Below are 13,839 nucleotides of genomic sequence, written 5' to 3'. Positions count from 1 at the left end.
CTGTGAGGAGGTAATTGCATGGGCTATTATGACCAAAATGACTATCAGAATTATCCAGATAAGAGACAAAGGCCGCGGTTTTTCTCAACGATTGCTTTGGCGTTGATTAGTGCCATCATCGGTGGCTTAATTTCCGTAGCCTTAGTCCCTTCTCTTTATGGAAATCAAGCACCCGTCCCCAAAGAGGTTATTTTAGGCCAGGGTTCATCCACCCCGCCTGTAAGCATTACGAATCCGACTGGCTTTCCGGTGGTGGAGGTGGCCAAAACGGTGGGACCTGCAGTTGTGGGCATAGCCAATTTTCAGTCTCGGGGCAGTATCTTCGGTGGTACGGGTTTGACGGAAGCGGGGACTGGATCAGGTTTTATCATCGATGCCGATTACGGCTATATTGTCACTAACTACCATGTGATTGCAGATGCCTCACGATTGATGGTTAGCTTAGCGGACGGAAGAAATGCGGAAGCCACTTTGGTCGGCCAAGACCCACGAACTGACTTAGCTGTAATTAAGATTGCTCCTGAGAAACTGACAGCGACACAACTCGGCAATTCCGATCAACTTCAAGTCGGAGAACCTGTAGTGGCCATCGGCAACCCTGGAGGAGAGGAATTTGCTCGTTCTGTCACCCAGGGTGTGGTTTCCGCCAAGAATCGGATTCTTTTGATCGAGGGAGAGTCCAGCTTTAATCTAATTCAGACCGATGCAGCGATCAACCCGGGGAACAGTGGCGGACCTTTGGTCAATTATAACGGTCAAGTCGTTGGGATTAACTCTGCTAAAAATGCTGAGATAGGCTTTGAAGGGATGGGCTTTGCGATTCCTATTACGGATGCCATTCCCGTCATCCAGCAACTGATTGAGAAGGGCTACTTTAGCCATCCCGGTCTCTTGGTCTCTATTGACACGCGCTATAGTCCGGAATGGGCTGCTCAAAAAGGTTGGCCGGCAGGTGCCTATGTCTCCGATATAGATGCCAGAGGACCAGCGGGTCAAGCCGGCATTCAGCCCGGAGATATCTTAGTGAAGATCAACGGTATAACCGTGAAGAGTTCCTTAGAATTAACCCATGAGTTGTTTAAGTTTAAACCCGGAGACACGGTCACGGTGACATATTTCCGTAATAGTAAAAACACGGATGTGCAAGTGAAGTTGGTTGAGATTAACCCATAACCCATAGTTGGAGTAAGGCTATAGGCGGTAATTACTGAACTGATTGTTATTAGAGGAGTCTATCAATGCTGCAGATCAAGGTTATTGCCGTAGGAAAAATCCGCGAAAAATTTCTTGTTGATGGTATTAAGGAATATACCAAGCGCCTAAACACCTCGATTCATTTGGAGATTGTCGAGATAGCCGATGAGCCCTGTCCGGAGCGGCTCTCTTTTGCCGATGAAGAACGGGTAAAGAGCAAAGAGGGAGAAAGGATCCTGAAAGGGATTGGCCCTCAGGAGCATGTCATTCTACTCGATTTGCAAGGGAAAGGGTTTTCTTCGACGGGACTATCTGAATATCTTGATCAGCTGGTCTTAAAAGGGCAGTATAGCAGTACCTTTATTATTGGCGGTTCATTGGGTGTTTCAGGCGAAGTACGACATAGAGCCGATTATCGCTGGTCTTTTTCACCCTTGACCTTTCCCCATCCTCTAATGCGACTGATGGTGCTGGAACAAATCTATCGTGCGGTTATAATAAACAAACCATAAATGAAAGAGGATGACTTCGAAAAGTCATCCTCTTTCATTTATGGTAAGGCTGATTATTAATAATGCGGTAGGATCGATAAATCTGTTCATAGAGAACGGTTGCTTGGAGTCCTAAGGCCATCTCCGCGGAGCTAAGGGCAAGCACTTCATCATGCGGAAGGGTAGTGCCAATAATGATGGCGATATCAGCTATGCCGGATAGTCCCCATTCACTTATTTTGCTCGCGAGCCCTTCAGAGGTTATTTTTTCGCCGTTCACTGAGATCAAGAGTCGATGTGCCTTGTCAGGAATGAGTTTAATCAGTTGCTCATCACTTTTATATCTCACAACCTGAATCTTACAGTACCGGCCCAAGCGCTTTTCATATTCTTTGATAGCATCTCGATAGAAATTCTCGATTTTATTATTAGGTAGATAGATTCTAAAGTTCATAAAAATCCCTTAATGAAATCCCCGATGAGCTTATTCACTTTCAAGGGCTTTTCGTTTGGAATCATATGCCCGGTTCCAAGAAGATGATAAAGAATCCCCCTCTTTACCTGCTTTTCCAGAAACTCCGCATATTTGGGAGGGGTCATCTTATCCTCCTGACCGGAGATAATTAATAAAGGATGTTCTATTTTTTCCACCCGTTGGAGCACGTCAAAGCTGTGGCAAGCTGTAAAATCTGCCGCAGTAACCTCCGGCGGACAGGACATGATAAGCTGGGATATTTCCTGAACAGCTTCAGGTTTAGCTGAAGGGGAAAAGGCCAGCCGTCCCATTAAAGCCACAAAACCAGCATAATCCTTAGCTATAGTTTGAAAGATCAACGGGGCCACATTTAAGCGAGCACCTGCCCCCATGGCAATTCCCGCCACTGCTGAATCAGGATAATCCAGTAAATATTGCAGGACAATAGCGCTACCCATGCTGAGTCCGCAGAGTATGGGTCTTGTGGCCTTAATTTCCTGCAGAAAAGCCCTCACCGCTTCTGCTAAAGCAGGAATACTATCTAGGGCAGGGCCTTCACTGCCGCCATGCCCCGGTAAATCGATAGCTATTGTATTGGCCACCGTAGCTAGCCCTGAAAGCTGCGGCTGCCAAGCTTTTGCTTGACAACCCGCTCCGTGCAAAAAAACCAAAGTCGGTAAATCTTCCTTTAGAGGCCAGTTTGCGCTTAAATAATTGATTATCTCAATCATCCTTAAACAATAAATACCGTTTACTTTGTATAATTATCAAAATACCCCTTAATATAGACGATGGGGGTTCCCTTATCGCCACTGCCGGAGGTCAAATCGGAGAGGGAACCGATGAGATCCGTAAGCTTGCGGGGGGTAGTCCCTTGTGCTTCCATGGCACCGACCAGATCATCGCATTTATTCTCAATATATTTCGATATGGCTTGATGCTGTTCTTCACCGCTTAGGTGACAGAAATTGTTATCTGCCAAATATTTCAGTTTCACTTCGTTAGGAATACCTTCGAGCCCGCCAGTGTAGGCCGGTGATACGACTGGGTCCGCCAATTCCCAAATCTTCCCGACGGGATCTTTGAAGGCCCCATCGCCGTAAACCATAACTTCAACGGTTTGGCCAGTTAATTCCTTGATTTTAGCTTGAATGCCATCAACGATGGGTTGACAGTTGTTGGGGAATAATTTCACGCTTTCTTCAGTGGCTTTATTTGAGCCGAGTAGACCATAGTTATCGTTAAAGCCGCTACCATTGATGGATTTCGCCAGTACATCGTCTAAGCCATAGATTTTATCCACTCCACTGCCCTTTAAGATGCGCTTGGTTCGAAAACGAGAGTGTATATCACAAGTCAACACGTTCTTGGTGTAGTCTAGAATAGTTTTGGGATTGTTAGAAAAAATGACTTGGCAGGTAACACCTTCAGCCTCGATTAGTTTTTTGTAGTAGTCGATATAGTCAACTCCAGTGAAGGGATGCTTGCAATCCCCGAAATGTTCGCGGAATTCATCCTCAGTCAAGACATCGGTCCATGGATTGATACCTTTGGCATCCAGTTCATCAATGCTCACAAGATGATTGCCTACTTCATCGGAAGGATAGTTCAACATCAGGACCACATTCTTAACACCTTTAGCAATACCCCGTAAACAGACTGCAAACCGATTGCGACTGAGAATCGGAAAGATAATGCCGACAGTCTCATCGCCGAATTTGGCTTTGATGTCCGTAGCAATATCGTTAATTGTTGCGTAATTGCCTTGGGCACGTGCTACAATGGATTCAGTGATCGATACTATATCGCGATCCTCAATAGAAAAGCTTTCGACCTTTGCAGCGTTTAAAACGGTATCAACGACTATTTGCTCTATGTTATCCCCATTATTAATTATCGGTCCACGAAGTCCACGTACTACGGTGCCAACGACTCTTTTCACTATAATCTCTCCTCTATAAGAGTATTTACTCGCCTAAGTTTTGCAAAATTACAACCACTCTATACTATACTATTTTATAATGATAGAAGTAAAGTTATTAATAATAATATCTCCTTAAAAAAGATCGATAGACTGAGCTAGTCGACTTATAGGGGATATTCAACATAGTTAATTGACCAGATAAAGGAGGCCTTTAATGAGCTATGCAATAAATCTATATTTTAATGAAGAGGCGGAAAAGTCCATTATCAATATCTGGGAAACCTTGTCCCTTTTAGGGATTGGCAAGTGCATGTCCTGTCTAAATGGCAGACCCCATATTACCTTAGCCATATTTGATGAGCTGGATTTAGCCCAAGCGAGAGAGCAGTTAATGCATCTTGCCGAGACAGTGCCAGTTTTTTCGCTAAAGCTACTGCAAGTGGGGATGTTTCCTCATAATAAGGGAGCGATCTTCTTGGCACCTAACTTACCGGATAAGCTTTTCCAGATCCACAGAGATTTACACAAAATGCTGGGGGCATGGGATGAGCATAGCTGGGATTATTATAAACCCCAAGACTGGTACCCCCATTGCACTCTTTCCTTAGAGACTCCAATAGGGGAGATTCCAGAGGTTCTGAGAGAGCTTCTCAAGATTTTTCAGCCTATTGATATAACCATCGAAGCGATTGGGATGGTATCCTTAGAACCCATCGACTACCTATGTGAGTTTTCTTTGCATCAACACATGGATAATTAAATTGTAAAAATCTGATTAGGTTGGGTTATGGTGAGGATATGGGTGGGTGAAGAGGCTAATTTTTGGGCGAAAATTTGAAGGGGTTCATACTGATCCCAAAAGTGCATGGGGACAAGAATGTGAGGCTTAAGCTCCTGAATAAAATACTCAGCACCAATGGAGTAATACTGCTCTAATCTGGGGTCGACCGGGAAGAAGGCTAAATCAATGGACTCACCTTTTATTTTGGCGATTTCTTCTTTGAATATCCTCTCGGCGTTTTCAATAGCTTCCGGAGGCTCTCCCCACCAATGCCACCAGTTGAGGTCCCCAGCATGAAAGATACGGAACCCCTCTGGGTCAACATGTTCCACGAGAAAAGAAATCCCTGCATCGGTGGAGCCATAGGCCTTAATTCTAAGATCATCTAAACGGGTCTCATCATAGGGTGAAAGGAAGGTAATGTTTTCGGTAGAGGGGGGAAGATTAGGATTCCCCTTGATGTCCGAGCTCAAAATATAGTGGATATGGGGATGCTCTTTCTGCCATAGGAATATTTCCGGATTGAAATGGTCCTGATGGACATGGGACGTAAAGACATAGATTTTTTTAGTCGCTGGGAATTGGATGGGACCTTCATAATAGTCAAAGACCAGAAGGGACTGGTCTGACTCCACTATGAAACCACTGTGACGGATATATTCAATGGTTAAGCCAAAGCTTTTTACAGGAGTTTTCATGAGACGCCTCCGTTCCTTAGATATTAAAAAGATGTTTGTGTTCTCTCTTAAAAATTACTACACTATGGATGAGGGTGCAATATGAAGATAAGTCAACATGAAAAAAGGGGGATTATGCTATGAAGTTTAAATTTACCCACAATAATTTTAATGTGCTGAATCTCGAGAAAAGCCTAGCTTTCTATCAAGAAGCCCTAGGATTCAAGGAAGTAAGGAGAATTGCCCCGGAAAGCGGTGAATTTATCCTCGTCTACTTAGGTGACGGAGTAAGTACCCATACCCTGGAACTTACTTGGCTAAGAGACCGGAATGAACCCTATAATCTTGGTGAAAATGAATTTCATCTCGCCCTCATGGTGGATGATTACGAAGCTGCTCATGAGCATCATCAAAAGATGGGCTGCATCTGTTACGAAAATGAAGCGATGGGGATATATTTTATTAACGATCCCGACAATTATTGGCTAGAGATTTTGCCGGGTTCCAAGACCTAATGAGCAATTGTCTGACCTCACCGATGGAGAATTAAAAGCGAAAGGGTCCTGATTTACACTAGGTAAATCAGGACCCTTCTTTGTTAGAATCAGAACTATTTTCAGTGATTATTTATTCTCGATGACAGGGATAGGCTCCTTTGAGATTTCATCCAAACAATCTTCCCAGAGATACTTCTTCGTCTCTGATACAATCACACCGCTTAAAAGCAAGAGGGCTATAAGGTTTGGAATGGCCATCATTGCGTTCATGGCATCAGCAAGATCCCAGACGAATTGGAGGGTGACAATCGAGCCCAGGAAGACGGCTAGTACCCAGAGAAGGCGATAAGGAAGAATACCCTTTTTGCCCAAGAGGTATTCAACGGCTCGTTCACCATAATAAGACCAACCGAGGATTGTCGAAAATACGAAGGTTAAGAGTCCAAAGGTTAAAACGATTGAACCAACGACAGGAATCTCATTAAAGGCCATCGTTGTTAAATCGCCACCCTTTAACCCTTCTGCAGCGGTTGGATTTTTGATGATACTGCTGACGACAACCAGACCGGTCATTAAGCACACGACAACGGTATCCCAAAAGGTTCCCGTAGCCGAGACGAGAGCTTGACGAACTGGGTTTCTCGTTTGAGCAGCTGCGGCCACGATGGGAGCGGAACCTAAACCGGATTCATTAGAGAAAAGACCGCGGGCGATACCATAACGAGCGGCCATGATGACACTGGCACCGACGAAGCCGCCGCCGGCAGCGGTCGGAGTAAAGGCGGATTCACAAATCAAAGTAACGGCAGGCCATACGTATTGGGAATTCATAATCAGAATGATGATACAACCTAGGACGTAGGCAATCGCCATAAAGGGGACGAACTTTTCACAGACGCGAGCGATGGATTTTACCCCGCCAATGATGACAATTCCTGTCAGGGAAGCTAAGAAAATGCCCGTAATAATGGGATTGATCTGGAATTGGTTATCCAGCATACCGGAGATAGAATTAGCTTGAGTCATATTACCAATACCAAAGGCAGCAATGGATGTAAAGATGCTGAACAGAACCGCGAGCCATTTCATGCCCAGGCCTCTTTCTAGGGCATACATAGGACCGCCGAGCATAGTGCCATCCGATGTTTTGACCCGATATTTTACAGCAAGTAAGGCCTCGCCATATTTGGTGGCAATACCGAATACCCCAGTCAGCCAGCACCAAAGCACAGCGCCGGGGCCACCCAGGGCAACTGCCGTTGCTACGCCGACGATATTACCGGTACCGATGGTTGCCGCCAGAGCAGTCGTCAGGGCCCCGAATTGGCTGACATCTCCAGCAGCATCTGGGTCCTTCGTGAGAGAAAGTTTAATCCCTTTGAAAATATACCTCTGTATGAAACGAGTACGGAAGGTGAGGAATAAGTGCGTACCAAACAGCAAAACAAGAATCGGTGGTCCCCAGAGGTAGCCGTTCAACCAGATGATAAAGTTATGCAAGGCCTCCATAGTTTTTTCTCCTCCTTTAATCTAGGTATCTGCCCCTGCAACCACCAAACGGGGTTGCGCTTTCTATATAAAAAAGAGCCAATCGTAGTGATTGACTCTGAGTAGGCGGATGATGGGTGCAAAATAGGAGAATGCTTAATAGCAATCCCTAGTTAACCTCTGTCCTTTTGCCTGAGAGATTTACAACACATCATTGTATTGCCCCTTCGGCGCCCTTAATTGAGTCTCTCCAGAGTGCTGTCAATTTCCGGTCTTCGACAGGTTCCTGTCACCTGAAAGTTTTGCTTCTTCGGCGGGCGTGAGCCCTTCTCCCGTAAATCTCATCCAGCAAATATTAAGTTAATGATTATCTGACTTTTCTGATTTGTTCAGCATCTTTAAGGAGATATTTATTATTATAAATAAACTATCCATTTTATTCAAGATATTTTAAGAAGAAGAGCTGTAAGTAAAAAATAATTTTTCGAGTGCATCCTAACTCGATGACTTGCCTGAAATCCACAGAAGGATGCCAATAAACCATGGAGGTAGCATAGAGGAAGTAGATATTGCGACTACAGATATTTACTTATTTTAGGAAATAGTATATACTAAGGACAGTGTGTAATCCCTTTTTTTCGAAATTCATAACCATTATTAGCGGCTATCTGGCGATAGTCGCTCTATATTTATCACAAGAAAAGGAAGGTTCAGGAGAAATGAGAAGGAAAATTAGTATCACAGCCGTTGATCAGGAGCGTCTCTTAAAACTTATCAATAAGGAGAGAGAGTTTGGCAGCGCTAAAAACCAGGATTACCTAAAAAATCTTGAGCAGGAATTGAATAATGCGGATGTGGTATCCTCTGCAGAAATTCCTCGTGATGCCATTACTATGAATACCCAAGTAATGCTTAAGGATATGGAGTCAGGAGAAGAAACTACATATACCTTGGTTTATCCTGAGGATGCTGATTTATTGGAGGATAAGATTTCCGTCCTTGCCCCTGTAGGGACAGCTATACTTGGTTATCGTCAAGGGGATACCATTGACTGGAAAGTCCCTGATGGCGTGGTTCGCCTCAAAGTCGAAAAGATTGTTTATCAACCTGAGGCTGCCGGAGACTATGATTTATAGGCCTTAGAACATTCTACAGGAAAGGTTGATATCCATGGACAACGAAAACAAATCTTCCAATTTTCTACGTCATATAATTCTTGAGGATCTGCGGTCAGGAAAAGTAGATCATATCTATACACGGTTCCCCCCCGAACCTAATGGGTATTTACATATTGGACATGCAAAATCCATCTGTTTAAATTTTGGCTTGGGTGACGAATTTAAAGGGAAAACAAACTTGCGTTTTGATGATACTAACCCGGTCAAGGAAGATACGGAATACGTCGAGTCAATTAAAGAAGATGTAAAGTGGCTGGGATTTGAATGGGATAATCTTTTCTTCGCCTCTGATTATTTTGAGGAGATGCATAAAAGGGCAGTGCTCTTGATTAAGAAGGGTAAGGCTTATGTTTGCGATTTAACAGCTGAAGAGATGCGTAAAAGCCGTGGTACCCTGACGGAAGCTGGTCAAGAAAGTCCTTATCGGAACCGAAGCGTGGAAGAGAACCTCGACCTATTTGCAAGAATGAGGCAAGGAGAATTTAAGGACGGAGAAAAGATTCTGCGGGCGAAAATTGATATGTCCTCACCGAATATCAACCTGCGTGATCCGGCGTTGTATCGGATTGCCCATGCAAGCCATCATAATACAGGGGATACCTGGTGTATTTATCCCATGTACGATTTTGCCCATCCTTTGGAAGACGCTATCGAAGGAATAACTCATTCCATTTGCACCTTAGAGTTTGAGGATCATCGTCCTCTCTATGACTGGGTGGTAAGGGAATGTGAGATGGAAAATACCCCGCATCAATATGAATTTGCCCGCTTGAATATGACCAATACAGTTATGAGCAAGCGTAAACTAAAACAGCTGGTGGATGAGAAAGTTGTGGATGGGTGGGATGATCCTAGGATGCCGACCATCTCAGGATTGCGACGTCGGGGCTATACCCCAGAGGCCATTCGTGCCTTTGCTCAAGCCATCGGTGTGGCCAGATCAGAAAGTTTAGTTGATTCAAAAATGTTGGAGCACTTTATTCGTGAGGACCTGAAGCTCAGAGTACCTCGACCCATGGCGGTGATCAGACCCTTGAAAATCGTCATCACCAATTACCCAGAGGGTCAAGTGGAGATGCTGGATGCCGATAATAATAAAGAGAATCCAGAGATGGGCAAACGCCAGATTCCTTTCTCTCGCGAAATCTTCATAGAACAAGATGATTTTATGGAAACACCTCCGCCAAAATACCATCGACTTTATCCGGGTAACGAGGTGCGCTTAATTGATGCTTACTTCATTAAGTGTGAAGAGGTCATTAAGGATGAAGTGGGTACTATTGTAGAGATTCATTGTACTTATGATCCGGAAACTAAAAGTGGCACCGGATTCACCGGGCGTAAGGTAAAGGGAACTATTCATTGGGTAGAAGCTACTCAGGCAGTTCCTGCTGAGTTTCGCCTTTATGATGCGTTAATCCTTGATGATAGGGAAGAAGAGGAAGGGAAAACCTTCTTGGATTATCTCAACCCCAACTCTTTGGAAATCTTACAAGGATTTGTCGAACCCCATATGAGAGCGGCAAGACCACAGGATAAGTTCCAATTCCCCCGTCATGGTTACTTTAACGTTGATCCAAAATATACGACTCCTGAAAAGTTAGTGTTTAACCTAATTGTTTCTCTGAAGAGCTCCTTTGTCATCAAATAAGGCGGCAATGTGAGCATTAATATGGGATAGTCGGTGTAACTCATTGAACTTCAATGGAAATAGAAGAGGCGTTGCCCACGAAGGATTCTTCGTGAGGCAACGCCTCTTTGTGCATTCTTATTTCTCTTTATAGAGGATCAGAACGTAATGCTCCAAGAAGGCTTTCCATTGAATCTCAAGAATTTCAATCTTGCCCTCATTCTCTTGCAAAAAGTGGTTTAGTTTCTTTTCCAGTCCACCTTGCCGAAAGGCTTGGATGATCTTAACCTTCATTGCACTATCCTCCCCTTAGGTACTGCTCTACAGCTTTTATTTAGTCTAAAGTAGCAAAATGCGCAATTGCACCTACTTGTCCTTGTGTGGCTTTAAGCAAATCTTGGGCGCGAACATAGATTTGCAGTCCCCGTGTCCCTGCGCTGATGGCGATTTTCTCGTGCATCAAGATATCTTCCTGAAAAAATACGGGATACTTCTTCTTGGTACCTAAGGGTGATACACCACCTCGGATATAACCGGTCAAAGGCTGTACTTCTTTGAGTGCAACAACTTCAACCTTTTTGTTGCCACTAACCTGCGCTAAAGCTTTAAGATTAAGCTCATAATGAGCAGGGATGCAAGCCACAAGAATACCTGTTTTATCCCCTCGTGTGACGAGTGTTTTATAGATTAGCTCTGGAGGCATGCCAACCTTCTGGGCAACAGTGGTGGCAGAGAGGTCCGCTTCATCCACTTCATAAGGCATCAGTTCATAAGGTATGCGGGCTTGGTCGAGAATCCGAGCGGCATTGGTTTTCTGGGCCATACATTTCACCTTTCTTTTAATGGAAAAAAATCTTCTGCACTTACTATAGGAAAAGCTGTGGATGGTTGTCAAGTGATGAGTGACCTTCGACTAGACAAGCTAACCATTTCTCGTTATGATAGCTACGATAATCAAAAAAGTTATCTGGGTTGAAGAAGGTGTTGATTTGGAGTTGTTATCCTTAGAATTATGGCTGATGATGTTCGGAATTGTTTTCTGTGCGACCTTCACTCAAGTCTTAACTGGTTTTGGCTTCGGACTGATTGCAGTTCCTCTTCTCTTATTTATCTTACCAAGTCAACAAGCACTCATAGCGGGAATGATCTTATCGATGCTATCGTCTGCCTTGCAAGGGGTTCAAATGCGTCACTTAGCTCGCTGGGATTTGATTTTCCGTCTATTATTTTTCAGTATTCCGGGTCTCGCCCTGGGTGTTATATTAAGTGAGTATATGAACGGGCTATATATTAAGGGAATCGTAGGTAGTGTCCTCATAGGCTATGTAGGGTGGCAGTGGTTTAGAATTAAAGCGTCTCCTTCGGAAGTTGTTGCTGTAGACGAATCGGAAGGAGTAGATCAAGGCCTCAAGACCTTTTCCATCTTATTTATACTCGTTGCCTTCTCTTCGGGACTTCTTAACGGCTTGGCAGCTATTCCCGGGCCTCCTATCGTAGCGCTGCTTATAAATCATCTGAAAAAGGATGCTTTCCAAGCCACGACTGTCAACTTTTTCTTTTTGCAATATGCCGTGACAACGGTCTCCAAGTCAGTTCTTTTTGATGGGAATTTTGATTTCCCCTTTGCTGTCTTGCTGTTTAGCATGATGCTGGCTATTGCCCTGGGCTATCTAATTGGGCAGCCTGTTAGAAAACGAATCAATGAAGATCAATTTAAGAAAGTTGTTTACGGACTGCTTCTGATCATCGGCTTAACATCGGTTAGCGAACCAATTCTCCTATTATTGAATTAACGCTGAATGCTATTGACAGTTGATGAGTCTTGTTCCATAATATAGAGATAATTCATAAATTAAATGATAGAGGTGCAGTGAATTAAGAGTAATTACCCCGAGCAGGCCAGGCTATGACGGGTAATGAAAGGAATCATTGCCGAAGCATAGGGTCAAGGATAAAGGACCTTTTGCTGGTCTTCCATTGAAAAAATGTAAGACTGTCACCGGAATCTCGGTGGAGTGCTATCTCGTGAAGTTAGAGGTGAAAGCGAATCCTTTTACCTTTAGAAACGGTTACGAGCGGACTCGTAACCTTTTTTTGCACTATCAGACTCCCATGCAGCTAAGGCTACACGACTTGATGAAGTGAAAAATCCTGTCTAGTTCGAGTAGCTCATCTATCATAGGTAACAATGTAGTAACGCCCATATACTAAGACTAGGAGGGTTGTCAGATGGCAGTGAAGAATTTGCCTTTTTCCCAAGAACAGTTAATGAAGATTATCCAGCAGTTTGGCACGCCTTTTCATATTTATGACGAGCAGGCCATTCGACTAAATGCCCGGAGACTACAGGCAGCTTTTGCTTGGGCTCCAGAGTTTAAAGAGTACTTTGCAGTGAAGGCTCTCCCCAATCCACATATCCTCAAAATTCTCCGGGAAGAAGGCTTTGGAGCAGATTGCAGTTCCATGGCTGAGCTGATTTTAGCTGAGGCGGCTAGAATTACTGAGGAGAATATCATGTTCACCTCCAATAACACTCCCGCTGAAGAATATATAAAGGCTAGGGAATTATGGGCGATTATTAACCTAGACGACATCACCCACATTGATTATCTGGAAAAGCATGCGGGTATACCGGAAGTGATTTCTTTCCGCTATAACCCCGGGTCATTACGAGCAGGTAATGCTATTATTGGGAATCCCGAGGACTCCAAGTATGGCTTGACGAAGGAGCAATTGTTCCAAGCTTATAAAATTGTTCGTGATAAGGGTGCGAAGCGTTTTGGCCTGCATACCATGATTATTTCGAACGAACTCAAGCCAGAATTTTTTATTGAGACAGCAGAAATGATGTTTGACTTAGCGATTGAATTGAAAGAGAAGTTGGGTATCCGTTTGGAGTTTGTAAACTTTGGTGGCGGTATTGGCATCCCCTATCGTCCTGAGCAAGAACCAGTTGATTTGGGGTATATCGGCGAGGGGGTACGGAAAGCTTACGAAGAAAGGATTATCCCCAATGACTTAGATCCCTTGCGCATTTGTTTGGAATGCGGGCGGATGGTGACAGGACCCTATGGTTATCTGGTAACACGGGTATTGCATAAGAAGCAGATTTATAAGGATTATGTGGGTGTGGATGCCAGCATGTCGGACCTTATGCGTCCAGGTATGTATGGAGCCTATCATCATATTTCCGTTGTGGGAAAAGAGGATCTACCCAGAGATCATATCTACGATGTGGCAGGTGCCCTATGTGAGAATAACGATAAGTTTGCTGTGGATCGTGAACTCCCTCGAGTGGATATTGGAGATATTATTGTCATCCATGATACAGGTGCCCACGGGCATGCGATGGGTTTTAACTATAACGGTAAGCTTCGTCATGCAGAATTGTTGCTGCAGCCTGACGGTAGTGTGAGAATAATTCGCCGGGCTGAGACTCTGGATGATTATTTTGCCACCTTGGACTTTAGCGATCTATAATAAAAGTACTGAGCATAAAATAGA

Annotated in this window: 15 protein-coding genes and 3 riboswitches; of the genes, 8 read left to right on the top strand and 7 right to left on the bottom strand. The window is 44.1% G+C overall.

Going from position 1 to position 13,839, the window contains the following annotated elements:
- Positions 1-18: 18 nt before the first annotated feature.
- Both DESDI_RS16940 and rlmH read left to right on the top strand, forming a co-directional pair.
- On the top strand, positions 19-1,173 hold the full coding sequence (locus DESDI_RS16940; protein ID WP_015263833.1) for a S1C family serine protease: 1,155 nt from the start codon (positions 19-21) through the stop codon (positions 1,171-1,173).
- 65 nt (positions 1,174-1,238) lie between these two features.
- Complete coding sequence (rlmH, locus tag DESDI_RS16935) at positions 1,239-1,706, top strand: 23S rRNA (pseudouridine(1915)-N(3))-methyltransferase RlmH (RefSeq protein WP_015263832.1); 468 nt, start codon at positions 1,239-1,241, stop codon at positions 1,704-1,706.
- Positions 1,707-1,740: 34 nt separating this feature from the next.
- Here rlmH and DESDI_RS16930 read toward each other — a convergent pair whose 3' ends face one another.
- The 3 genes from DESDI_RS16930 to DESDI_RS16920 are packed head-to-tail and all read right to left on the bottom strand — an operon-like array spanning position 1,741 to position 4,102.
- Positions 1,741-2,139 (bottom strand): 23S rRNA (pseudouridine(1915)-N(3))-methyltransferase RlmH, encoded by a 399-nt coding sequence (locus DESDI_RS16930; RefSeq protein ID WP_015263831.1) that lies wholly within the window; start codon positions 2,137-2,139, stop codon positions 1,741-1,743.
- Positions 2,136-2,891, bottom strand: coding sequence for an alpha/beta fold hydrolase (locus DESDI_RS16925; protein ID WP_015263830.1), 756 nt, complete (start codon positions 2,889-2,891; stop codon positions 2,136-2,138). Before DESDI_RS16925 ends, DESDI_RS16930 begins: the two co-directional genes overlap by 4 nt.
- A 20-nt stretch (positions 2,892-2,911) precedes the next feature.
- Positions 2,912-4,102, bottom strand: a complete 1,191-nt coding sequence (locus DESDI_RS16920) for a coenzyme F420-0:L-glutamate ligase (protein WP_015263829.1) — start codon at positions 4,100-4,102, stop codon at positions 2,912-2,914.
- 196 nt (positions 4,103-4,298) lie between these two features.
- On the opposite strand from DESDI_RS16920, the gene DESDI_RS16915 reads away from it, so the two are divergent.
- Entirely contained in the window at positions 4,299-4,844 is a 546-nt protein-coding gene (locus DESDI_RS16915) for a 2'-5' RNA ligase family protein (RefSeq protein ID WP_015263828.1), read from the top strand.
- Here DESDI_RS16915 and DESDI_RS16910 read toward each other — a convergent pair.
- Positions 4,841-5,563 (bottom strand): MBL fold metallo-hydrolase, encoded by a 723-nt coding sequence (locus tag DESDI_RS16910; protein ID WP_015263827.1) that lies wholly within the window; start codon positions 5,561-5,563, stop codon positions 4,841-4,843. The genes DESDI_RS16915 and DESDI_RS16910 overlap by 4 nt on opposite strands.
- Positions 5,564-5,682: 119 nt before the next feature.
- On the opposite strand from DESDI_RS16910, the gene DESDI_RS16905 reads away from it, so the two are divergent.
- On the top strand, positions 5,683-6,057 hold the full coding sequence (locus DESDI_RS16905; RefSeq protein ID WP_015263826.1) for a VOC family protein: 375 nt from the start codon (positions 5,683-5,685) through the stop codon (positions 6,055-6,057).
- 108 nt (positions 6,058-6,165) lie between these two features.
- Here DESDI_RS16905 and DESDI_RS16900 read toward each other — a convergent pair whose 3' ends face one another.
- On the bottom strand, positions 6,166-7,548 hold the full coding sequence (locus tag DESDI_RS16900) for an alanine/glycine:cation symporter family protein (RefSeq protein WP_015263825.1): 1,383 nt from the start codon (positions 7,546-7,548) through the stop codon (positions 6,166-6,168).
- A gap of 149 nt (positions 7,549-7,697) precedes the next feature.
- Positions 7,698-7,791: riboswitch (glycine riboswitch) on the bottom strand.
- A gap of 5 nt (positions 7,792-7,796) precedes the next feature.
- Positions 7,797-7,872, bottom strand: a riboswitch (glycine riboswitch).
- Between the two features lie 374 nt (positions 7,873-8,246).
- On the opposite strand from DESDI_RS16900, the gene rnk reads away from it, so the two are divergent.
- Both rnk and DESDI_RS16890 read left to right on the top strand, forming a co-directional pair.
- Positions 8,247-8,663, top strand: a complete 417-nt coding sequence (gene rnk / locus DESDI_RS16895) for a nucleoside diphosphate kinase regulator (protein ID WP_015263824.1) — start codon at positions 8,247-8,249, stop codon at positions 8,661-8,663.
- A gap of 34 nt (positions 8,664-8,697) precedes the next feature.
- Positions 8,698-10,356: a glutamine--tRNA ligase/YqeY domain fusion protein gene (locus tag DESDI_RS16890; protein WP_015263823.1), complete on the top strand. Its 1,659-nt coding sequence runs from the start codon at positions 8,698-8,700 to the stop codon at positions 10,354-10,356.
- A 117-nt stretch (positions 10,357-10,473) separates the two neighbouring features.
- Here DESDI_RS16890 and DESDI_RS18150 read toward each other — a convergent pair whose 3' ends face one another.
- Together DESDI_RS18150 and ybaK are read right to left on the bottom strand one after the other, a co-directional pair.
- The gene (locus DESDI_RS18150) at positions 10,474-10,629 is read right to left on the bottom strand and encodes a hypothetical protein (RefSeq protein WP_015263822.1); all 156 of its coding nucleotides are present in this window, start codon (positions 10,627-10,629) and stop codon (positions 10,474-10,476) included.
- Between the two features lie 40 nt (positions 10,630-10,669).
- Positions 10,670-11,158 (bottom strand): Cys-tRNA(Pro) deacylase, encoded by a 489-nt coding sequence (gene ybaK / locus DESDI_RS16885; protein ID WP_015263821.1) that lies wholly within the window; start codon positions 11,156-11,158, stop codon positions 10,670-10,672.
- 115 nt (positions 11,159-11,273) lie between these two features.
- On the opposite strand from ybaK, the gene DESDI_RS16880 reads away from it, so the two are divergent.
- Together DESDI_RS16880 and lysA are read left to right on the top strand one after the other, a co-directional pair.
- Positions 11,274-12,128, top strand: a complete 855-nt coding sequence (locus DESDI_RS16880) for a sulfite exporter TauE/SafE family protein (protein ID WP_242825418.1) — start codon at positions 11,274-11,276, stop codon at positions 12,126-12,128.
- 59 nt (positions 12,129-12,187) lie between these two features.
- A riboswitch (Lysine riboswitch) is annotated at positions 12,188-12,364 on the top strand.
- A 200-nt stretch (positions 12,365-12,564) separates the two neighbouring features.
- Positions 12,565-13,815 (top strand): diaminopimelate decarboxylase, encoded by a 1,251-nt coding sequence (lysA, locus tag DESDI_RS16875; protein WP_015263819.1) that lies wholly within the window; start codon positions 12,565-12,567, stop codon positions 13,813-13,815.
- Positions 13,816-13,839: the final 24 nt, after the last annotated feature.

It is taken from the genome of Desulfitobacterium dichloroeliminans LMG P-21439 (genome assembly GCF_000243135.2).
In the GTDB taxonomy this organism is placed as follows: domain Bacteria; phylum Bacillota; class Desulfitobacteriia; order Desulfitobacteriales; family Desulfitobacteriaceae; genus Desulfitobacterium; species Desulfitobacterium dichloroeliminans.
This window is presented reverse-complemented; position numbering and strand designations above follow the sequence as displayed.